Annotated in this window: 25 protein-coding genes; 19 read left to right on the top strand and 6 right to left on the bottom strand. The window is 36.6% G+C overall.

The features are described 5' to 3' along the window. The coding region (locus V7164_RS15255; protein WP_335354509.1) for an ArsC/Spx/MgsR family protein at positions 1–186 on the top strand (186 nt) is incomplete at its 5' end. A 113-nt stretch (positions 187–299) separates the two neighbouring features. On the opposite strand, the gene V7164_RS15250 is transcribed toward V7164_RS15255, so the two are convergent. From V7164_RS15250 to V7164_RS15240, 3 genes are all read right to left on the bottom strand, one after another. Then, a complete protein-coding gene (locus tag V7164_RS15250; RefSeq protein ID WP_335347595.1) occupies positions 300–935 on the bottom strand; it encodes an FMN-dependent NADH-azoreductase in 636 nt (211 codons plus the stop codon). Between the two features lie 204 nt (positions 936–1,139). Beyond that, positions 1,140–1,457 carry a winged helix-turn-helix transcriptional regulator gene (locus tag V7164_RS15245; protein WP_335347596.1) on the bottom strand — a complete coding sequence of 106 codons (318 nt, stop codon included), beginning with the start codon at positions 1,455–1,457 and terminating at the stop codon, positions 1,140–1,142. Between the two features lie 280 nt (positions 1,458–1,737). Continuing rightward, the gene (locus tag V7164_RS15240) at positions 1,738–2,076 is read right to left on the bottom strand and encodes a 2Fe-2S iron-sulfur cluster-binding protein (RefSeq protein ID WP_335347597.1); all 339 of its coding nucleotides are present in this window, start codon (positions 2,074–2,076) and stop codon (positions 1,738–1,740) included. A 343-nt stretch (positions 2,077–2,419) separates the two neighbouring features. Here V7164_RS15240 and V7164_RS15235 point away from each other — a divergent pair, with 343 nt between their 5' ends. The 7 genes from V7164_RS15235 to V7164_RS15205 all read left to right on the top strand — a co-directional run bounded on the left by V7164_RS15235 (position 2,420) and on the right by V7164_RS15205 (position 8,542). Beyond that, complete coding sequence (locus V7164_RS15235; protein WP_335354508.1) at positions 2,420–3,361, top strand: ring-cleaving dioxygenase; 942 nt, start codon at positions 2,420–2,422, stop codon at positions 3,359–3,361. A gap of 14 nt (positions 3,362–3,375) precedes the next feature. Beyond that, positions 3,376–4,434: an LLM class flavin-dependent oxidoreductase gene (locus V7164_RS15230; protein WP_335354507.1), complete on the top strand. Its 1,059-nt coding sequence runs from the start codon at positions 3,376–3,378 to the stop codon at positions 4,432–4,434. 12 nt (positions 4,435–4,446) lie between these two features. Next, a complete protein-coding gene (locus tag V7164_RS15225) occupies positions 4,447–5,013 on the top strand; it encodes an NADPH-dependent FMN reductase (protein ID WP_335346794.1) in 567 nt (188 codons plus the stop codon). 258 nt (positions 5,014–5,271) lie between these two features. Next, positions 5,272–6,720, top strand: a complete 1,449-nt coding sequence (locus V7164_RS15220) for a GMC family oxidoreductase (RefSeq protein ID WP_335346795.1) — start codon at positions 5,272–5,274, stop codon at positions 6,718–6,720. 277 nt (positions 6,721–6,997) lie between these two features. Beyond that, positions 6,998–7,840 (top strand): pirin family protein, encoded by an 843-nt coding sequence (locus tag V7164_RS15215; protein ID WP_335346796.1) that lies wholly within the window; start codon positions 6,998–7,000, stop codon positions 7,838–7,840. Between the two features lie 156 nt (positions 7,841–7,996). Next, complete coding sequence (locus tag V7164_RS15210) at positions 7,997–8,299, top strand: NADPH-dependent FMN reductase (RefSeq protein ID WP_335354506.1); 303 nt, start codon at positions 7,997–7,999, stop codon at positions 8,297–8,299. Positions 8,300–8,305: 6 nt separating this feature from the next. Next, positions 8,306–8,542 (top strand): NADPH-dependent FMN reductase, encoded by a 237-nt coding sequence (locus tag V7164_RS15205; protein ID WP_335354505.1) that lies wholly within the window; start codon positions 8,306–8,308, stop codon positions 8,540–8,542. A 151-nt stretch (positions 8,543–8,693) separates the two neighbouring features. Here V7164_RS15205 and V7164_RS15200 read toward each other — a convergent pair whose 3' ends face one another. Continuing rightward, positions 8,694–9,953 carry a hypothetical protein gene (locus V7164_RS15200; protein WP_335346798.1) on the bottom strand — a complete coding sequence of 420 codons (1,260 nt, stop codon included), beginning with the start codon at positions 9,951–9,953 and terminating at the stop codon, positions 8,694–8,696. 490 nt (positions 9,954–10,443) lie between these two features. Here V7164_RS15200 and V7164_RS15195 point away from each other — a divergent pair, with 490 nt between their 5' ends. The 5 genes from V7164_RS15195 (at position 10,444) to V7164_RS15175 (ending at position 13,654) form a co-directional block, all read left to right on the top strand. Then, positions 10,444–11,133 carry a cell wall hydrolase gene (locus V7164_RS15195; protein ID WP_335346799.1) on the top strand — a complete coding sequence of 230 codons (690 nt, stop codon included), beginning with the start codon at positions 10,444–10,446 and terminating at the stop codon, positions 11,131–11,133. Positions 11,134–11,226: 93 nt separating this feature from the next. Continuing rightward, positions 11,227–11,784 carry a L,D-transpeptidase gene (locus V7164_RS15190; protein WP_335354504.1) on the top strand — a complete coding sequence of 186 codons (558 nt, stop codon included), beginning with the start codon at positions 11,227–11,229 and terminating at the stop codon, positions 11,782–11,784. Positions 11,785–11,866: 82 nt separating this feature from the next. Continuing rightward, entirely contained in the window at positions 11,867–12,004 is a 138-nt protein-coding gene (locus tag V7164_RS15185) for a BA3454 family stress response protein (protein ID WP_335354503.1), read from the top strand. A 239-nt stretch (positions 12,005–12,243) separates the two neighbouring features. Further along, positions 12,244–12,864, top strand: a complete 621-nt coding sequence (gene cdaS / locus V7164_RS15180; protein WP_335354502.1) for a sporulation-specific diadenylate cyclase CdaS — start codon at positions 12,244–12,246, stop codon at positions 12,862–12,864. A 169-nt stretch (positions 12,865–13,033) separates the two neighbouring features. Further along, positions 13,034–13,654, top strand: a complete 621-nt coding sequence (locus tag V7164_RS15175) for a nitroreductase family protein (protein WP_335346802.1) — start codon at positions 13,034–13,036, stop codon at positions 13,652–13,654. Positions 13,655–13,722: 68 nt separating this feature from the next. On the opposite strand, the gene V7164_RS15170 is transcribed toward V7164_RS15175, so the two are convergent. Further along, the gene (locus V7164_RS15170) at positions 13,723–14,982 is read right to left on the bottom strand and encodes a glycosyl hydrolase family 18 protein (protein ID WP_335346803.1); all 1,260 of its coding nucleotides are present in this window, start codon (positions 14,980–14,982) and stop codon (positions 13,723–13,725) included. A gap of 135 nt (positions 14,983–15,117) precedes the next feature. On the opposite strand from V7164_RS15170, the gene ycaC reads away from it, so the two are divergent. The 5 genes from ycaC to mntR all read left to right on the top strand — a co-directional run bounded on the left by ycaC (position 15,118) and on the right by mntR (position 20,169). Beyond that, positions 15,118–15,756, top strand: coding sequence for an isochorismate family cysteine hydrolase YcaC (gene ycaC / locus V7164_RS15165; protein ID WP_335346804.1), 639 nt, complete (start codon positions 15,118–15,120; stop codon positions 15,754–15,756). 139 nt (positions 15,757–15,895) lie between these two features. Next, positions 15,896–16,339 (top strand): MarR family winged helix-turn-helix transcriptional regulator, encoded by a 444-nt coding sequence (locus tag V7164_RS15160; protein ID WP_335346805.1) that lies wholly within the window; start codon positions 15,896–15,898, stop codon positions 16,337–16,339. Positions 16,340–16,498: 159 nt separating this feature from the next. After that, a complete protein-coding gene (locus tag V7164_RS15155; protein WP_335346806.1) occupies positions 16,499–17,131 on the top strand; it encodes an FMN-dependent NADH-azoreductase in 633 nt (210 codons plus the stop codon). 204 nt (positions 17,132–17,335) lie between these two features. Then, the gene (locus V7164_RS15150; RefSeq protein WP_335354501.1) at positions 17,336–19,489 is read left to right on the top strand and encodes a DNA topoisomerase III; all 2,154 of its coding nucleotides are present in this window, start codon (positions 17,336–17,338) and stop codon (positions 19,487–19,489) included. 197 nt (positions 19,490–19,686) lie between these two features. Continuing rightward, positions 19,687–20,169, top strand: coding sequence for a transcriptional regulator MntR (gene mntR / locus V7164_RS15145; protein ID WP_335348404.1), 483 nt, complete (start codon positions 19,687–19,689; stop codon positions 20,167–20,169). Positions 20,170–20,220: 51 nt separating this feature from the next. On the opposite strand, the gene V7164_RS15140 is transcribed toward mntR, so the two are convergent. Next, entirely contained in the window at positions 20,221–20,442 is a 222-nt protein-coding gene (locus V7164_RS15140) for a DUF3892 domain-containing protein (RefSeq protein ID WP_335348403.1), read from the bottom strand. 143 nt (positions 20,443–20,585) lie between these two features. Between V7164_RS15140 and V7164_RS15135 the strand changes: the two genes are divergently transcribed. Further along, the coding region (locus V7164_RS15135) for a class I SAM-dependent methyltransferase (protein ID WP_335354500.1) at positions 20,586–21,227 on the top strand (642 nt) is incomplete at its 3' end.

Genomic DNA, 21,227 nt, shown 5'->3' with positions numbered 1-21,227 from the left:
ATAGATTCTCTTTCACTTTCAGAATTATATCAAACAATCAAAGATCACCCTAAATTATTACGAAGACCACTAATTCTTGATGAAAAAAGGTTACAAGTGGGATTTAATGAAGAAGAAATTCGCAGATTTTTGCCTCGCCAAGTTCGTACACTCTATCATGATGAAGCTCAAAGAATGGTCAATTAATATAGACAACTTTTTGGGATTAAAATAATATGTAATGGAAGTAATGCTCCTTATAATCATGTATTTAGACAAGAGTGTCAAATACATAATTATAAGGTTTTTTTATTATAGACCTAAAAGCTTTTTGCTGCTTCAATAGCTTTTGCAATAGCTTTTTCTTTAATCTCTTGAGCCTTTTCTGGAAATCTTTTATGCCCTTCTATAAATATTCCTTCAAAAGAAGATACCTCAAAGAATTTCATCATAACATCTAAGTAACGATGACCCATTTCCATATCAGCATCTGGTCCTTCTGAATAAATATCTCCACGGGCTTGAATGTGTATTGCCTTTTTACCTGTTAACAAACCAACTGATTTTTCTTTAGAGTATTTGAAAGTTTTTCCAGACACAGCTACACCATCAATATATGTCTTCATAATTGCTGGTATAGAAAAGTTCCACATTGGTGTAACAAATATATATTTATCAGCTAATAAAAATTGTCCCCCTAATTCAGCTAAACGACCTACTTTCGATCTTTCGCTTGGTAATAACTTATCAAATGAAATTCCTGTCCGAAGCTTTTCCCAACCACTAAACACATCGGCATCAAGATATGGAATATTAGCCTTGTATAAGTCAAGATGAACTATTTCATCATTAGGATGTAAATCTCTATATGATTTGATAAATGCTTCTCCTACTTCCATACTATAAGATCCAGTTTCATCATGCGGATTCGCTGTAATATAAAGAACATTTGACATGTGTATCTTTTCCTGCCTTTCTAAAATCAAGAATACTATCTGCTTCTGTGCTGAATGATGTATGATAATCAAGCAACTATGTATTCTTGATTATTGTTGTTTATTCAATGATGATATCGCTTATCTCTAATGAAAAATCACGAGTTGATACTTCTTTTCTAATGGAGCCATAGTGATGAAAGTTGAACTGTTCACTCGCCTACATTAATCCTTAATCCAATCTTCTGCCCAACCACTGATTGGCCCAAGAATTTTTCCTAATTCAGTTCCTTTTTTTGTGAGCAAATACTCTGTCCGAATAGGGCGTTCAGGTATGACATGACGTACAACTATTCCGTGTTCCTCCAGTTCTTTCATTCTTTCCGTGAGCACTCGTTTACTTAAATCTGGAATTGTTGCATGAATTTCACTAAAACGTTTGGGTCCACCAATTAACACATAAATAATTAACCCAGTCCACCTTTTTCCGATTAGTTCAAAGGATTTTTCTACTTTAGGGCATAGATCTTGCGGTTCGCTCATCTCCCTACATCTCCTTATTATCACTTTGTATAATGAAACCCCTGTATATTTATTGTAACCTAAATTGTTTTACTAATGAAGATAAAAATTGTTTGTTAACTATAAAATAATTAATGATAGCAATAACTAAAAACTATTATAAGTACCGAAACACGAGAATAACAAATTTACTGATTATAAAAAGTAACCGATAAAGTAGAAGGGTTAAACCGGAATTTTATATGCTTGACTGTTTGGTTTTCATCCAATAATTGGTGCATTGAATGAACTGCAGCCAAATTTAATCCGTTGGTCTTGGACCGGCATTAAGACCAGAGTTTTCTACTGTCATAATTGGACGAACAGTAATATCTTCATTCACAATAATTTGACAAGATAAACGAAGATAATCATCAAATAATTGATCATCATTCAATCCTTTAGCCGCAAAAGCATTTTTTTCATTGCTAGATACTTTAAGATAATCACCTGCCAAAACTTCTACTCTACAAGTTGTACATTTTGCTTTACCGCCACAGCGATGGAGAATATTTACACCATTATCTTCTAATGCTAATACTAACTTTTTTCCCAATTCTACTTCAAAAGTACCTTGACCAATTACAGTAATATAGGGCATTTTAAATCCACCTCACAAAAAATGATTAATCAAAAATGTTTTTTCTTCATGATTAGTTATTCTCATACTTAGCAACATTAAGACATAAAAATGATTTTTTTCGCTAATAACACAAACATTTACTACTTTTTAGAACTTAAAGGATTACTTGAAAATTAAAAATCTTGAATTCGAGATTTTATTCTTGCTTTCATATCAATTGAGTGGTAAAGTGATGTTAGAGGTTAATATTAGTAATGTAGTACAAAATAATAACACGTATCGTAAGCATAAAAAAAACTTAACAATAAAATTTTTTACCCATTCACTTGATTAATCAAGTTAAATCTAAGGAGGAAGAACAATGTATAAAATTCCTGGGCATCATCATATTTCAATGATCACTAAGAACGCTCAATTAAATAATCATTTTTATCAAAACGTGTTAGGTCTTCGGCGCGTGAAAAAGACCGTTAACCAAGATGATCCTTCCATGTATCACTTATTTTACGGAGATTTAACTGGAAGTGCAGGTACAGAACTATCCTTTTTTGAAATGCCGTTAGCGGGAAGAACGCATCGTGGAACAAATGCCATTACTCAAATTGGCTTACTCGTCCCATCTTTGGAAAGTCTTAAATATTGGAAAAAACGCTTTGAGCAATTTGAAGTTAAGCACAGTGAAATCACAACCTATGCAGGTCGAGCAGCACTTCCATTTGAAGATTCAGAAGGGTTGCGACTTGTTTTATTAAATAATAATGGAGAAGAGATACCAGATTACTGGATGGCTTGGGAAGATTCAGCTGTAGAGCCTGAGCATCGTATTTTAGGAATGGGAACTGTGGAAATTACAGTGCGTTACTTGGAACGAACAGCTAAAACTTTAACGGAAATGTTTGGTTATATTGAAGTGGTGCGCACAGAAGATGAAGCAAACTTTCAGTCTGTTGCCGGTCAAGCATTTGGTGAAATTGTTGTAAAGCAGCAAGAGGGGCCAAGTGAAAAGCCAGGGCGTGGGAGTATTCATCATTTAGCCATTCGTGTAAAAAACGAGGAAGAACTCCTGTTTTGGAATGAAGAAGTGAAAAAACGTAGATTCTATTCATCAGGCATTGTTGATCGTTTTTACTTTCAAAGCTTATATTTCCGTGATTCTAATGGGATTTTATTCGAAATTGCAACAGATGGACCTGGATTTACAGCAGATTCTTCAATTGAAGATTTAGGAAAGAATTTAGATTTACCGCCATTTTTAGAAGAGAAACGTGCAGAAATTGAAGCCAAATTAAAGCCGCTTGATTAAGGGGAGATAAGAAAATGGAAAAATATCGTATCGATTTAAATAAAGGACTAGAATTTGGATTATATTCAATTGGTGATCATTTGCTAAACCCATATACAGGAAGTCGCATTAGCGCTGAGCAGCGCATTCGCGAATTAATTGAAGCAAGTAAGCTAGCAGATGAAGCGGGACTAGATGTTTTTGCTGTTGGTGAAAGTCATCAAACGCATTTTACAACGCAAGCACATACAGTCATTTTAGGTGCTATTGCACAAGCGACAAAAAATATAAAAATTGCGAGTTCGGCAACGGTGTTAAGTGTATCAGATCCCGTTCGTGTATATGAGGATTTTGCAACACTCGATTTAATCTCAAATGGCCGGGCAGAAATTGTCGCTGGTCGCGGATCAAGAATTGGTGCATATAGTTTGCTTGGATATGATGTCCGTGATTATGAAGAATTATTTGAAGAAAAATTAGAGCTGCTGTTGAAGATAAATAATGAGGATAGAGTGACTTGGGAAGGACAATTCCGTGCACCACTGGAAAATGCCTATATTCTTCCTCAGCCTCTAAATGGCCATATGCCGATTTGGCGTGCTGTTGGCGGTCCGCCTGCGAGTGCCATTAAAGCAGGCAATGCAGGAGTACCAATGATGCTAACAACACTTGGGGGCCCAGCGAAAAATTTTAAAATATCTGTAGATGCTTATCGTGAAGCTGCAGCACAAAATGGATTTGACTCAAGCGAGTTGCCTATTGCCACAACGAGTTTATTTTACACGGCAGAAAATTCACAGGATGCACTTCGTGAGTACTATCCACATGTGAATACAGGGATGCAGGCATTAAGAGGCGGCGGTTATCCGAAGCAACAATTCGCTCAGGCAGTTGACTATCGTGATGCATTAATGATAGGAAGCCCACAGCAAATTATTGAAAAAATGCACTATCAATATGAATTATACGGACAACAGAGATTCATGGCACAAATTGATTTTGGTGGTGTGCCATTCGATAAAATATTGAAAAACATCGAATTGATAGCAACAGAAATTTTGCCTGCAGTAAGAAAATTTACAGTTAAAAAATAGGGGGCATATAAAATGAAAATAGTCGGTTTATCAGGTTCAAAGGTTGGTTCTAAAACAAGAACAGCGATGAACTACACATTAAAATCTGCAAGTGACAAATATCCAGACGCAAAAATTACGCTTATTGATTTAGCAGAATTTGAAGTTCAGTTCAGTGATGGACGTAATTATTGGGAGTATGCAGGCGATACAAAATATGTAGCCGAAAAAATAATGGAGGCAGATGCCATTATTATAGGCACACCAGTGTTCCAAGCATCCATCCCAGCTACATTAAAAAATATATTTGATTTACTGCCAGTAAACGCATTTCGCGACAAAGTTGTCAGTATGCTTGTGACAGCTGGCACTCCAAAGCATTACTTAATGGCAGAACAACAATTAAAACCTATATTGGCTTATATGAAAGCACAAATCGTACAAACTTATGTATTTATTGAAGAAAAGGATTTTCAGCGAAAAGAAATTACAAATGATGATGTGCTGTTCCGTATCGAGCGTTTAGTCGAAGATACAGTAGTACTAACGGAAACATATGCGAAAATCCGCAAAGCTAAAGAAGCAGAATACGATTTTTAATAGAATTATAATATCAATACTTGCTAGCGAATTATACACCCTTAGCGACAATATGATTCAAAGGTATGATGAATGAATTAGGAAAAATATTGATACTGAAAAGGTTTTGACCGCTGGCTGACTTGAAAGGTTTTTAACAAGACTTTTTATGGTCAGCTTCTTTTAGATTTAAGCTATTAATAACCCTAACTTGACATATTGGAAAAGCCATGTGGCATAAATTGAATTGAAAATAAATATGTGTTAGGGCGGGTGATTATGATGGTTGTGAAATATAAGAATAATTGGATTCCTATTAAAACACTTGAAGAGATGTCCAAGACCAATTACGACGTCCTGATTGTCGGTTCAGGTCCCGGGGGAGGGGCAACTTTACAAAGACTTTGTGAGTTGTGGAAGAATCAAGGAGCCAAAAAGATTGGAATAATTGAAAAGGGTGATAAGTTATTTCATTCCCATTCCCTTAATATTCCTACGCAGAATGTGAATACAGCCCGAGATGTCCTTCTTCCTGATAATTCAACAGCTTTAGGTAAACGGTTACCACAATTTTCAGGAGCTACAATGGTATATGCACTTGGAGGCAGGTCATTGTTCTGGAATGCAGCCACTCCGCGCCCTATTCGGTCTGAGCTTAATAAATGGCCAATTCATCCCCGTGAAATAAATGTATATTATGGGATGGCCGAAAAATTATTACATGTTACAAGAGATTATGCTAAGGGCTCATCGATGCAAAATGTTATGTTAAAGCGACTCCATGCAAACGGGATTTTGGAAGCTGATGACATGCCTTTAGCTTTTGATATGACTCCATCCCGGCAAGGTGAAGTCCACTCAAATCCATGGTTTAGTTCGATCAATGCTTTAGCTGCTGCCTTGTTTGATCGGCCATATGACCTTGCAGTTAACGCTTATGCTTCTAGAATTATTGCTGAAAGTGGAAGAGTGTCGGGTGTCGAAGTATTTTCTGAAGACAAGAGGTCTCATATACTTCGCGCCAAAAATGTCGTAGTATCGGCTAGTACGTTAGAAACTCCGCGTCTATTGCTTAATTCTGGAATCCAAGGGCCTGCAATTGGGCGTTATTTAACAGGGCATGTATCCATTATTGGAATTGGAACAATCGATCGAAGACAGTTCTCTGACAAACTGGGCAATCTCGCTGTATTGAAATTTGAGACAAATGAGTCTCCATATCAAATTCAGATTCTTGGGCCAGACCAATACTTTTCATATCAGCAGTTTGAAGACAAAGCATTAAAGGATCAGCTTATGGTTGTCTACGCATCCTTTGGAAGGGTGGAGCCTCGAGCTGAGAACAGAGTGTACCTTACGGCTGAGAAGGATGAGTTCGGTGTACCGTTACAGCAAGTCCAATACTCTTTAAGCAACAAAGACCGTCAAGTAGCAAACCAGGTTGCCCAAGGCATTAGACAATCTGCAGCTGCTATGGGCGTGACTCTGGATGAATCTTCTTTGGCGCTGAGGCCGCCAGGGGCAGATATGCATGAGGCGAGTACAAGCAGAATGGGAGATGATCCTTCGACATCAGCGACTAACCGTCAAGGTCAAGTACATGGGGTTCAAGGGCTATTTGTAGCTGATAATAGTGTGCTTCCTTCATTAACTGCGGCTGGACCTGTACTTTCAAATGTTGCTTTGGCCATTAGACTGGCAGATCATATCGTTCGACAGTCACAGTAACATCGTATTAATAAATTGATAGCTTTCTCGATTGCAAATGTTCTTTCGTATCTTTCAATGTCAAATAATAGGTGATTATCCTAAAATCAAAATAAAAGTTAGTAAGTTAAAACCAACTTTTACTAGAGAAAAGTTGGTTTTTAATTTTTCTAATTGATTGACACAGACAAAGATAAAACGTAAAATTATCTCACATTAAAGATATTTAATTTAAAGATATTAGCTTTTAATTAGTGTCATAGAAAAATGTAAATTAATTAAAGGGGTGGATAAAAAAATGAGTAGCCAAAATGTCTGGTCCAGAGGAATTAGAAGTGTAAAAAATGTCTCTTTTCAGGAAAATTCGCCAACTCATAAAGTTGGATTCGTTTTAGAACCGGGTAATTGGGAAGAATATGATCCATTTCTATTGATGGCGGAAGATTTTTTCCAGCGGGGGACATTCGGAATGCACCCGCATCGTGGAATAGAAACTGTAACATATGTGATTGATGGAAAGCTTGAACACTTGGATAACAAAACAGGCGGAGGGGAATTATTACCCGGAGATGTTCAATGGATGACAGCTGGTAAAGGGATCATTCATACAGAGGACCCTGCTTTGGGAGAAACCGTTCATTCCCTGCAGTTGTGGGTGAATCTGCCTAGTGATAAAAAAATGACAGAACCTCGTTATCAGAATATGCGTGCACAGGATATGCCAGTTCGTTTTGAAGATGGCGCAGTCATCCGTGTCTTTTCAGGCTCATCAATGGGTGTTAAGGCCGGCACGAAAAATCACGTACCTGTTACAATGGTAGAGATTATACTTGAACCGAATAAAACTGTCATCCAGGATCTTCCTGGTGGCTATAATGGATTTCTATATATAATAGAAGGAAAAGGTACTTTTGGCAGTAAAAATACGGATGGCGAGAAAGGTCAAGTTCTTTGGTTGGAACGTGGAATGGATGCCGGAAAGAGTGAAGTGAAGATTCAATCTAAAGAAAAATTACACGTCTTATTATATGCTGGCCAACCCATTAGAGAAAATGTTGTCGCTCGTGGTCCATTTGTGATGAATTCGGAAGAAGAGATTGTACAAGCATACAAGGATTTCAGAGAAGGGAAATTCGAATAAAAAAATATGTGACGATCTAGCCTAACTGAACATTCCTCAGTTGGGCTTTTTTAATATGGAAAGTATATGTCGAGATAGCATATAAGATGAACAAAGAGGGAAAATTGAGTATAAATATGATTTTGAATCAGGATTTATACCAGGAGGAAAACTTTCATGAAAATCGCTGCAATTATTGGCAGTAATCGTAAAGGATCTTACAACAGAAAGCTGACTGCTTTTATTCAAGAACGTTTTCAAGAGAATATTGAAATTGAAATTTTAAAAATTGAACAGTTACCAATGTACAGTGAGGATGATGAGTTTAATTCTTCTCCAATCGTAACGGAAATTAAGCAAAAGATTTCAGAAAGTGATGGTGTTTTAATTTCTACACCTGAATATAATCATTCCATCCCAGGACTCTTAAAAAATGCGCTCGATTGGGTTTCTAGAGTTGATACGGTTATGGTTAACTAACCGGTTATGATCATCGGCAGTACGACAGGAGCCCTAGGAACTGTTCGTGCTCAGATTCATCTTCGTCAAATTCTAAATTCGCCAGGCATTTCTGCCCTTATCTTACCTGGAAATGAAGTTTATATTACTTTTATACATGAGAAAATAAATAAAGCGGGAGAGCTGATACATGAGCCAACTATTCAAATTTTGGATCGAACGATGAATAATTTTATTGATTGGATAGGAAAAAATAAATTGTAAAAAAGTAAGGTCTATACCCGTTAGTCTTATGGTTAAAGGGGTATCGACCTTTTTTATGTTTATAGAAATTTGAGAGAGGAGTAAGGAGGAAAAACTCAGAAAATAACATAATTTTTAGTTTATATCTGAGAAATGCTAATACCCCATTTAGTTACGGTTTATATTTTTGTGAATTTTCCCCATGAACTATAATTTCTCCGCTGACGTTGAACTTCGTAACTTCGCCGCCTTCCAATGCGTAATTCGTAACATTGTCTCCATAAGTAATAATGTCTCCATTAATGGTCAAACTTTCAACTTTGCCTCCTGATTTAATACTTATTGCATTTGCCGCAAGCTTTGTTATTACGCCTTTGACTAGGGAATTACCCACAGAGCCATATGTTGTTACGTTTTCTTCCACAGTCATATTTCCAATGGGTTTGCTAACTTGTATGCCTATTGAGCCATCACCATAGGTAGTGATGGATTTAAACTTAATATTTTCAACCGTACCGTCATATTGGTTAAAGCCCCTAGCACCTAACCCATATGTAATAATATCTTGTGCCAAGAAATCTTTTACTGTACCAAAATTCACGAATCCAATACCGCTTGGTCCATAAGATACGATTGGATAATTACTAACCCATTTTTCAACTTTGCCCCACGTATCCAGGACCATATCATTAACACCATAAGTCACAAGCTCACCGTGATGTTCAACTGTTATTGCCTCAACACCATAAACTATGAAAACAGCAGCAGTAATGATATCTGCTGTACCATAGGGTAACATACCATTTGAATATACAGCACCTGTGGTTAGTGTTTCCAAATTAACTTTGCCACCTTTATCGCCAAAACCACAAACAAAAATGCCTGAGCCAATAACCGGAGCATTTTTAAAGCCTATGCAGATATTGGTTAATCTGCAATCAATCTTACTGTTTTCGTCAGAGTTAAAATTATAAACAGTCAGTGCCCCTTGGTATACATTAACGCCATACTTTTGCGGCTGCTCACTGTAATGTCTGGAATCGCAAGAAGTAATATGTATATTATCTGCAATCAGATTTATCTTGTCTGTTCCTGGCCTAGAAATAATTGAAACCTGCCCTGTAATATTCAAATTTTCAAGGACAATATTCCCCATATCTGGAATGCCGTAAACCGTATATATTGCTCGGTTAGCTTGTTTTGTCATCACTGTTAAGTTTGAGATAGTATTGTTGCGCGTCACACCAAAACCATCACTATTGTTAAAGCTCACCATACATGAACCGTTACTTTTTCCTATTAATTTGTAGCCTTCAGATAAAGTAATGGAATGCGGGGAAAGAATTGATGTTTCTATCTCCAAAACTTGTGGTGTATTTTCTGAAATGGCTTGCATCAATTCTAAAAGTGTAGTTATTTTTGTTATTTTCATTTTAAAATTCTCCCTTAAATTTTTCTCCTTTTCGAACGAATCCAAAAAATCTCTGATGTTGAAATTATTCTTTCCGAGGAACCTCTCCTCCATACAAACAGCGGACTTTATCAGCTAATGATATATAGTTGGGTTATCGATTGCTGAGGACCGCTTAAACGTTATAGACCAAGATTGTAGGTATAAATCGAATTAAATTTCCGAATAAGGAATGAAGTTTATCATTACTTTTGTAGAAATTTGAAACAGAAGCCAAGAATAAGAAAATAGTAAAAGTGGAATAATTTTTATCCTTAATTGAAGATTTTTTAAGTTGAGATATTTACGAGTTTGAGTTATGATGTGTTCATGAGTTATAAAAAGTAACCTGAGAACAAAAAGGAGACAAGGGGATGTGTAACCAATTTTATTTTCAGGCCTATTTAAGCTCTGTTTCTAGGAACTGATCACTAAAAGATATTTAAATATAAAATAACAGGGGGAATAGATTATGATTAAAACATTGAAAAAAACAATATTAACAGGGGCTGCGGCAGCAACCATTTTAGGAACAGCATTTACAACTATTTCGGGAGTAGAAGCAGCAGCTCCCAGCAGATATACACAAAACCAAGAAGTGAAAGTGAATAATCACAAATATACACATCTTGAAAGATATAGCTATTCACAAATTAAACAATATGAATTTCGTTTCAAACAATTAGGCTATAACATTCATGATCAGCACTCTATTATGAATTTTCAAAGGCATTATCATTTACATGCCGATGGGATTCTAGGAAGAGCTACAATCGAGAAATTAATGCGTGTAACGTATAACCAATATGAAGTTGACCTTTTAGCACGTGCTATTTATATGCAAGCCTATAATCAACCATTCAATGCCCGAATTGGAGTGGGTTCTATAATATTGAACCGATTGCATCACAGTCAATATCCTAATTCCATCTATGGAGTTATTCAAAATGACAGCCAATTTAGACCAGTAATATATGGAAGATATGCTGACATAAAACTTGATGCCAAATACTATCGTGCAGCCTATAAAGCCATTCAAGGTATTGATCCTACCCGAAATGAGCTTTATGTTCAAAATAAATTAAATATTAAAGCCACTAGCAGCATTTCATTATCAGAAACAGGAAAAATCACTTACGGACAAAACGTATTTACTAGATAAATAATTTTCCATTCAATGACATGACGTGCAAACCCAGCTGAGCATTTTTCGGTTGGGTTTGCAATTAAATATAATAGAGAGAAGGACAATAATTTGAATAGAGTAGTAAATATGATGATGCCGTTGATAATTTTAACTTTCTTTGTAGTTGGATTATCATATACACCTAATTCCGCCTATGCTGCTGAAAAAAATGGGGAAGATATCATCATTATTAATAAGAAGATAAATAAATTAGCCTATATTAATAGTCAAAACAAAATATACATTTTTTCCGTCGCAACTGGGAAAACAAAAGATTTAACTCCAGTTGGAGAATATAGAATTGTGAATAAAATAATTGACCGACCTTATAATAAAAAAAATATTCCTGGTGGAGCTCCTGAGAACCCATTAGGTCGTAGATGGCTTGGTTTGAACGTATATGGGACTCCTGGTAATACCTATGCAATACATGGAAATAATAACGAAAACGCTATCGGAAAGTATGTTACAGCAGGTTGCATAAGGATGAACAACAATGAAATCGAATGGCTGTTTGGAATGGTAAAAAATAATACGAAAGTATGGATAGTAGATTCTAACGAGACATTTGAAAAAATGGCGGCAAACAGATTACTCGAAAAAGGATCTTTTACTGCCAAAAGGTAAGTGCAGTTTTTTTAAAGCAAAAAAATAGAACATATAATTGTAAAAATACATTAATTGATGAAAATGAATGGAGGATTAAATTATGATAGAAGTAACTGTTACTGTTACTGTTAACGGTAAAAATTATTTAACAAATGTTATTGGTGATAAAGGAATAACATGTGACAAAATTAACCTTATAGCTAAAGAACAAGTATTAAAACAATTGAGAAATAAGTAACTCATAAAAAAATAAAAAGGGGCTATCCTAAGCAGTATGTTTACAACTTACTTAGGGAAGCCTCTACATCTTTCAAGGAGTTTTTTCGGCTCCTTTTTCAACAGTGAATAATTAAGGCTCATGTAGACAAACTTATGGTAGGCTCTGGTTATAAATTGAGTAACTTGTTTAATTATTTTACAAGTTGTAAATTTCATCATCCATATAAAATAATGATTACAAAAAGGAGGTATGGCTCCATGAATCAGAATAATTGCGACTTTTCACCGATGAAACAATCATTAAAAAAGGATATCGTCCAAGTTATTTCAGCCCTGCAGAGCAGCTTAGAAACAATGGATAATGAAAATTATTGCCTTCTTGGAAATTTTGAAAAAATAAAAAATCAATTTGTACATATTGAAATGAAAGCAGCTACTTTTTATTTAAACTGTTATTTATCTCCGTTTACGGATAAATATCCGGAATTATCAATCTGTGTACAAAATATGTCTGATCGGAGACATGGAGGATTAATTGTTATTAAACGAGAGGATTCTCTTGAATCTTTGATTCATCCTGGTATCTCAATAGGCGCAGAATTGAGCCATACTTTATTGGAATCAATTTTTTTTCCGGGAAATCCTCTACATGATGGGGCTGTGTTGGTAAGTCAAAATCATATCGTCTCCGCAGCTAATGTCCTCCCACTTTCTGACAAATATACGGGTGATAAAAAACTAGGTACACGTCATCGCTCTGCACTAGGTTTATCCGAAAAAAGTGACGCTCTTGTGCTTGTTGTATCTGAGGAGACGGGTAGAATCTCATTTGCTTTTAATGGAAGCTTGCACCCAATCACTACAGGAGAAATAATTTGAAGTTATAACCTAGGTTTTTCTAAGTCAAACGGAGAAGCCTAGGTTTTTAATTTAATTAAAACTCTTAAATTAAATATCTCAAATTAAAAACAAAATGTTTGCCCTTTTATCAATTGCCTAGTAAACTGAAAGTAGGATGCCTGAAAAAATTCAGTTGAGGTGTATGAACATGGAAACATTTGAACAGGTAGTTAGAGTAAGACGATCAGCAAGTAATTTTTTGGAAAATAATCCAATTTCAAAAAAAGAATTTGATGAAATTTTTGATCTTGTAAAAATGGGACCGTCTGCATTCAATCTCCAGCATACAAATTATCTAGTAGTAATGGATCCAGAGTTGAAGTTAGGCGTAAAAAAGGCAGCATATAATCAACATAAAGTTGGAACTGCTTCAGCAGTAATTATTGTTCTAGGTGATAAGAAGGCTTATCAAGATGTGGGGCAAATCAATGAAGGACTACTTGCTTTAGGAATATTAAGCAAACAAGAGTATGACAATGAAATACAAGATGTAACGTCTTTATATGATCAGAGAGGAGAAGTATTCCAGCGTGATGAAGCCATTCGTAATGCTTCACTGTCAGCGATGTTATTCATGCTTGCTGCTAAAAGCAAAGGCTGGGACACTTGTCCGATGATTGGGTTTGACCCAGAACAATTGAAAAAATTATTATCCATATCTGATCAATATGAACCAGTATTAATGATTGCCCTTGGAAAGGAAAAAGTACAGAGCAGAAAACCAAGAGGGTACCGTAAACCAGTAGACGAATTTGTTACATATATTTAAATGATCATGCAAAAAGTTATTTAAAAAACTGGTTTCCCATTTATCTATAGGAAACCAGTTTTTTGTTATTAAATAATCTTTTTTGGAATCATAAATTCCCTTACTAGGATACCTGATTGGGGAAAATGTAATCCCAATTGCCAGGCCCCAACCCCTCTTAGACGATAATTAACCATTAGCTGAAGTTTTTGAGCTCGGGCCCTTGAATCTTCGAACCACACAATATGTCGCTTACCCGTTTCGTCTCGATACTGATAGAAAGGCTGCTGATATTCTGATGAATATTGGATTGGCACTTGATATTTCATAGCTGTTTCTACTGCAGTAGAGACAGATACGGCACGGGCACTTTCTACTGTTCCATTTGCCATTGTCCAATTATATCCATAGCGTGGAACACCAAGGATAATTTTATTTCCTCTCATGTGATTAAGAGCATACTCGATTGTTTTTCTCACTTCCCCAATGGGAGCAGTAGGACCAGGTGAACTGCTTGTTTCGTGCCAGTCATAAGCCATAATAAAGACAAAATCAACAGCTGCTCCAATTCCTCCGTAATCATAACCTTTTAACCAAGAAATTTCGTCACTTGTTTTAGCCGGTACCGCTACGGATGTATAATATCCTTCAGGCCTCAATCGATCACTTAAAGAACGTAAGAAGCCACTATACAAATCCCTTTCACTTTCGCGAATCCGTTCAAAATCAATATTTACACCTGCATATCCTTTTGTTTTGACAAGGTTGTAGATATTATTAATTAATCTTTCTCTAATTTCAGGAGTATTTAATACTTTTCTCGTTAATTCGGGACTAAATCCTGTCGGGGTCAAATTCGTGATAACGGCAAGGGGTGCAACCTTATTCTCTTTCACAATTCGAATAAGTTGCTGATCATCTAAAGTGCTCAAACTTCCATCTTCAAGAACATGGTATTCAAAAATTCCAAAAAAAGTATTAATCGGTGCGAAGGTTTGGACGATTACTTGATTCTTTTCAGGTGTAGAGGGTGTTATATAACTAAAACCTTCAGCTTCATACTTAAGTCTAGGGGGCAAATATAACCTCATTCCAACCATTAATATATCGGAGTGCAACCCGTTATATAAACGAATAGTTTCTATTGAAATTAAACTCATTTGAGAGATGGAATAAAGTGAATCCCCGGGCTGAACAATATATATATTAGTCGGAATTAGCAAATCTTGACCTGGTACTAATCTATCTGTTTTTAATCTGTTTATGTTGCGTATACTATCCATAGAGACTTGGTATTTAGTTGCAATCGAAAACACAGAATCACTCTCTTTAACGACATAAATAAACATGGCAACCCTCTTTTCGAAAATAAGTATTAGTTTAAATATATGTAATTGTTTTTATTGAATGTTGGAAATAAATTAAAGTGAAGGAAATACAAAAAGGGAATCGTTTATAATACATAAATTTTGGAGGAATACAAATTGTCTGATCTCTATTCACGTCTTTCCAAGGATAAAGCTGCGCTTCTTCTAGTGGACCATCAGACCGGACTCATTTCCGGCCTTGTCCGTGACTACGGTGTAGACGAATTCAAGAATAATGTTTTGGCTTTGGCCAATACTGCTAAATTTTTTAATCTGCCCGTCATCATGACCACAAGCTTTGAGAATGGTCCCAATGGACCGCTTATGCAAGAACTCGTCGATCTCTTTCCAAATGCGCCAAAGATCTCTCGACCAGGTCAAATCAACGCCTGGGACAACGAGGATTTCGTCAAGGCGATTGAGGAAAATGGCAAGAAACAACTGATTATAGCCGGTGTGGTGACCGATGTCTGCGTTGCTTTTCCGGCACTTTCCGCAGTGAAGGCAGGTTATGAAGTATTTGCTGTCGCCGATGCTTCCGGAACTTTCAACAAGCAGGTGGCGAACGCCGCATTAATGCGTATGGCTAATGCAGGAGTACAGCTCATGAATTGGTTTAGTGTGGCAAGCGAATTGCAACGCGATTGGCGCAACGACAAAGAAGGATTTGGCGCCCTGCTTGCAGGCCATCTTCCGGGTTATCAAAATGTAATCGGGAGTTATACGGGGGCTCAGCGCGACCTAGGCAATCAATAACTAAATTAACAGTGATTAACTTATCGGATCAAAAACGCAGCAAATTTGCTGCGTTTTTGATTATGAGAGGTTTAACTTGATTTCTATTCAGTTGAGTGGTAAAGTGATAATTAGGTTAATGTTAGGGAGGGGAAACGAGTTGCGTAATAATACGATGGGGTCTTTAATATGGTTACGCTTAATGCGTTTTACGAACCGCAGTAACCAGCTTTCGAATGATTTTTTAAAGCGTTTTGATATTACAACAGCACAATTTGATGTGCTCGTGCAAATACAAGTTTATCAGCCGCTAACGCAAATGGAGCTAGCTGATAAAGTAACAGTTACGCAAGGTGGTATTTCCCGAATGCTTGTACGGCTTGAAAAAGAAGGTTATATAGTGCGCAAGCAAGATTGGAAAACAAAAACGATCAGTCTCACTGAAAAGGGTGAAGCGATTTTAGATGAGGCGATGCCAGCTCAACTCGCGTTTCAATCGTCATTTTTTGATGAGGTTTTAAACGAGGAAGAAACGAAAACATTGTACACTCTGATGACTCGTATCCATAAACATAGCCAAAAAAAAGAATTACCGCCTTTGTAATTTTTTTTTGCATTATCGCTTGATTAATCAAGTTGAAAAACCAGTGCCTAATTTTGGTTATAATTAGTTTCAAATTTTCGATTGACTTAAGTTCTAGTTTGATATATTATTAATTCGAGATAATTAAATCAAAGACATCTAAAGGAGACTTAAAACATAATGAATATTCTAGTAGTAAAAGCAAACAACCGCCCAGCATCTGAAGCAGTATCAACTAAAATGTATGAAGCTTTCATGAATAACATTGAAGGTGTAAACGTAACTACTTACGATGTATTTGCAGAAGATATGCCTTACCTTGGTCAAGATTTATTCAGCGCTTTCGGTAAAGTAGCGTCTGGCGAAGAAATGACAGACGTGGAAAAGCGTATTTTGGCTGCTAAACAAAAAGCAATGGATGCAGTAACAGCTGCAGATGTAGTTGTATTCGCGTTCCCATTATGGAACTTAACAATCCCAGCTAAATTACAATCTTTCATCGACTATATTTACCAAGCTGGATTTTCTTTCAAATATGATGAAAATGGCAATGCGGTACAATTATTAACTGACAAAAAATTCGTTGTTCTAAGTGCTCGCGGAGGCATTTACTCATCACCAGAAGCAGCACCAATGGAGATGGCTGCTACTTATATTAAAAATGTATGCGGCGGAGTATTTGGTATGAAGCTTGTTGATGAAGTGATAATTGAAGGACACGCTGCTATGCCAGCTCAAGCCGAAACGATTATTGCTGAAGGTTTAGCAAAAGTAGAAAATGTAGCAAAAGGTTTATCAGCTGTTACAGTATAATTATTAAATTAAAAATACAAATATTTAAATACAGCCCCAAAATTGTTAAGCGAACAATTTTGGGGCTAATTTATTTCGGAAGATCAAAGCAAATGAAAGATTTAATTAGAAAACTGTTTTATTTAAGTCTAGTTATTTGCTCACTGATTCAGTAGTATTAATATAGTTGTCAAAATTATCATCAAAATTGGAAGTGAGCAATAGATGAAACTTATTATTGCGGAAAAGCCTGACCAGGGAGTGACGCTGGCTTCCGTTTTTAAAATGAAGAAGCATCAAGGGTTTGTAGAAATTTTTCCAAATGATGTTTTTCCCCAAGGAGCCTATGTGACATGGGCAGTAGGCCATCTATGCCAGCTGGCAGCACCAGAAAAATATGATTCTGCGTGGAAGAAATGGTCACTGCATTCATTGCCGATTATTCCATCACAATTTGAATATGAAGTGACGAAAGATAAAGCAAAACAGTTTTACATAATAAAAAATCTTCTTTCCGACCCTAAGCTGACAGAAGTTATCCATGCGGGGGATGCAGGCCGTGAAGGAGAATTAATTATTAGAAATATTCTCCGTATTACTAAATCGAGGCTTCCGATGAAAAGGCTTTGGATATCTTCGTTAACCCCAAAAGCCATTAAAGATGGTTTCCAATCATTACTGGAAGAATCAGAAACACGTAACCTTTATTATGAGGCATATACGAGAGCATGTGCAGACTGGGTCGTAGGGATGAACGCTTCTCGCCTATATAGCCTTCTTCTCCAGCAGCAAGGGTTTTCTGATGTTTTTTCAGTAGGAAGGGTGCAAACACCAACCCTTGCCTTAATTGTAAAAAGAGAAAACGAGATTCAGAGCTTTGTATCAGAACCTTTTTGGGAAGTCCAAGCCCAATTTAAAATAAATGGAAAAAAATATACGGGAAAATGGGAAAATGACGGAGAGACGCGAATAAAGACAAAGGAGCTTGCCGAAAAAATTGCTGCTTTTTGCCAAAATAAAGAAGCAGAGGTCGCAGAAGTTCAGGCAGAAAAAAAGGAATTTCTTCCTCCGTTACTATTTAATTTATCAGCACTTCAGGCAGAAGCAAATCGCCGCTTCAAGCTACCTCCAAAAAAAACCTTAGATGTATTACAAAAGCTTTATCAAAAAGGGATCGTTTCCTATCCTCGTTCTGATTCGAGACATGTGACAAAAGGGGAAGCAGAGCTATTTCCGGAAATCCTGAAAAAGATCGGACGAATCAGTGATTATCAACCCTTTTTCCCTTTGCCGACAAATTCACTAGTTCATAATAAAAGATATGTGAATGACAAAAAAGTAACAGACCACTATGCCATTATTCCTACTGAGCAAGTACCAAGCCTGGAAAAGCTCTCTCCTGATGAAAAAAAGCTGTATGATCTCATCGTGCGAAGTCTTATTGCCGCACATTATGAAAAGGCTGTCACCGAATATACGACCGTGAAAACACTCGTTGAAGGGAGAGCTAAATTCCTATCAAAGGGGAAGGTTCAGCTTGAAGAGGGGTGGAGGAAGGTCATTCCGCAGGTGGAAAAAGACAATGAACCAGAATTGCCTCCATTACAAAAAGGAGAAAAAGGCAATGTGATAATGGCAGAGGTAAAAGAAAGTAAAACCCAGCCGCCTAAAAGATACACAGAAGGTCAGCTTATTACACTCATGAAGACAGCTGGCAAGCATATAGAAGACAAAGAACTGGAAAAAGTGCTTATGAAAACCGAAGGTCTTGGAACAGAAGCAACAAGAGCAGGCATTATTACAATGTTGAAAGACCGTAATTATATTGATATAAATAAAAATCTAGTGTATGCAACACCGAAGGCAAAAATATTAATTGGTGCAATCGGATCTGAGATTCTTGCGTCCCCAGAGATGACTGCCAAATGGGAGCAGCGCCTTAAAGACATTTCAAATGGTGAGGCCTCCCCAAAGCAATTTATGGAGCTGACAAATAAAATGGTGTCGCACATTATTGAAGCATCTGTAAAAAATGCCGGGGAATGGGCATTTAATGAAGAAGATAAGGAAGGCTTTACACCAGGTAAATCGAAGCAAAAGAAAGCAACTGCCATTGGGAAATGCAAATTTTGTGAAGGCAAGGTCATTGATAAAGGAAAGTTTTATGGCTGCACGAATTTTAATAAAACGAAATGTAATTTTACTATCTCTAAAAAAATTATGGGTAAATCCATCACACAAAAGTTACTTAAGCAGCTGCTCCAGGAAGGTGCGACAGAATTAATGGATGGTTTCAAAAGCAAGGAAAAAACTTTTTCGGCAAAACTTATGTGGGATGATAAAGAAAAGAGAGTAAAGTTTATGTTTCAGAACCAATAGCGTCAATATTAGCCATTGAATTCCTTGTTTCACTATGATGAATGTAGTAAACTTTTTAAAGGCCTTAAGATAATTATATGATATTAACTTTGTCACCTGCTTGTAAATATAGGCACTTTGCATAGTCAATTTCATATAATGAAGTATACGAAAAATAGGACAAAGATATTTGGCCAGTTCATATGGGAGGGTATTCGATGCCAACACCTAGTATGGAAGACTATATCGAACAGATTTACATGTTAATTGCCGAGAAAACATATGCCCGTGTTTCAGATATAGCAGAAGCTCTTGCAGTACATCCCTCCTCTGTAACAAAAATGGTTCAGAAGCTTGATAAAGATGGGTATCTAGTTTATGAAAAATACAGAGGTTTAAGTCTGACTTCAAAAGGTAATAAGATTGGAAAAAGGCTTGTATTTCGGCATGATTTACTGGAGCAGATGCTTCGTTTAATCGGGGTTAAAGAAGAAAATATTTACGGCGATGTTGAAGGGATTGAACATCATTTAAGCTGGGATGCAATCGACAGAATTGGAGATCTCGTTCAGTATTTTGAAGAGGATGCCGAGCGGGTTGAAGCATTAAGAGAGATTCAAAGACAAAACGAAGAGGAAGATCAAGAGGAAGCGCAAGAACACGTTAAAGAACAGGAACTAGAACAAGAGGAAGCACAATAACAAAAGCTAGCGCAAGAACAATGATAAGGACCTGCCTATGATGCAGGTCCTTTAATACATATCAGGCCAATCATTAAAAGATAGGGCTGTTTCAGGCACTAATATGGAAGAATTTCCATCCTGTCCATTTTGTATATTCACTCCAGCTATCTGTCCATTTTCTGCCTCTTGTAAAGCTTTTTGATATGAAATGATTCGTCCGCTTGATGTTTTAAAACTGATAATATCTCCAAAATAGTTTCTGTGTACAGCCACTAGCTGTTCTTCAAACATCGTTTCTCCTCCTTTGATTAGTCTTATTTTTCACAGTTATTGTATTTTTAAACAAAGGATTCGCTTTCTTAATAGAGAAATTATAAGGGAGAGACTTATATTTTATTTGTTCAATTTTTAATTGAGTGAAAGCGAGGGGAATTATGCAAAAGTTTGAATGGAGTAAAGAGGCTAAGAAACAATGGGATGAAAAATCTACAAGCTGGAATTCAATAAGCCAAGAAATGTGGGAAAGTGGAAGCAGAAAAGAGATTCCGTCATTTTTTGCAGAATTTGTTCCTTCCGGTGGTTCTGTAGGTGATCTTGGCTGTGGGGACGGTTTTGGGTCATTAAAGTTATCAGAAGCTGGATATATGGTTACAGGAATTGATGTTTCTGAGGAAATGATTGAGAAGGCAAAGCAAATTAATCAGCATAATCATTCACAATTTATGAAAGGTGATATTTCTGCCCTCCCCTTTCCTGATAATAGCTTTGATGCTGTAATGGCGATTAATTCTTTAGAGTGGACTGAGGACCCTCTTAAGGTCTTAATGGAAGCACAAAGAGCTGTGAAGCCAGGCGGATTCGCCTGCATTGGTATTCTTGGGCCAACAGCTGCGCCACGAGTAAACAGCTACCAGCGGCTATATCAGGAAAAGGTAATATGTAATACGATGATGCCTTGGGAATTTGAGAAACTAGCAGAAGAGAATAATTGGCATAAAGTCGGCGAGCTTGGCGTGTATAAGCGCGCGGCAGACCAGCTTCCTAAAGGGTCATTATCGATAGAATTAAGGCAGTCC

Source organism: Bacillus sp. JJ1474 (genome assembly GCF_036965225.1).
Taxonomy (GTDB): domain Bacteria; phylum Bacillota; class Bacilli; order Bacillales; family Cytobacillaceae; genus Cytobacillus.
This window is presented reverse-complemented; position numbering and strand designations above follow the sequence as displayed.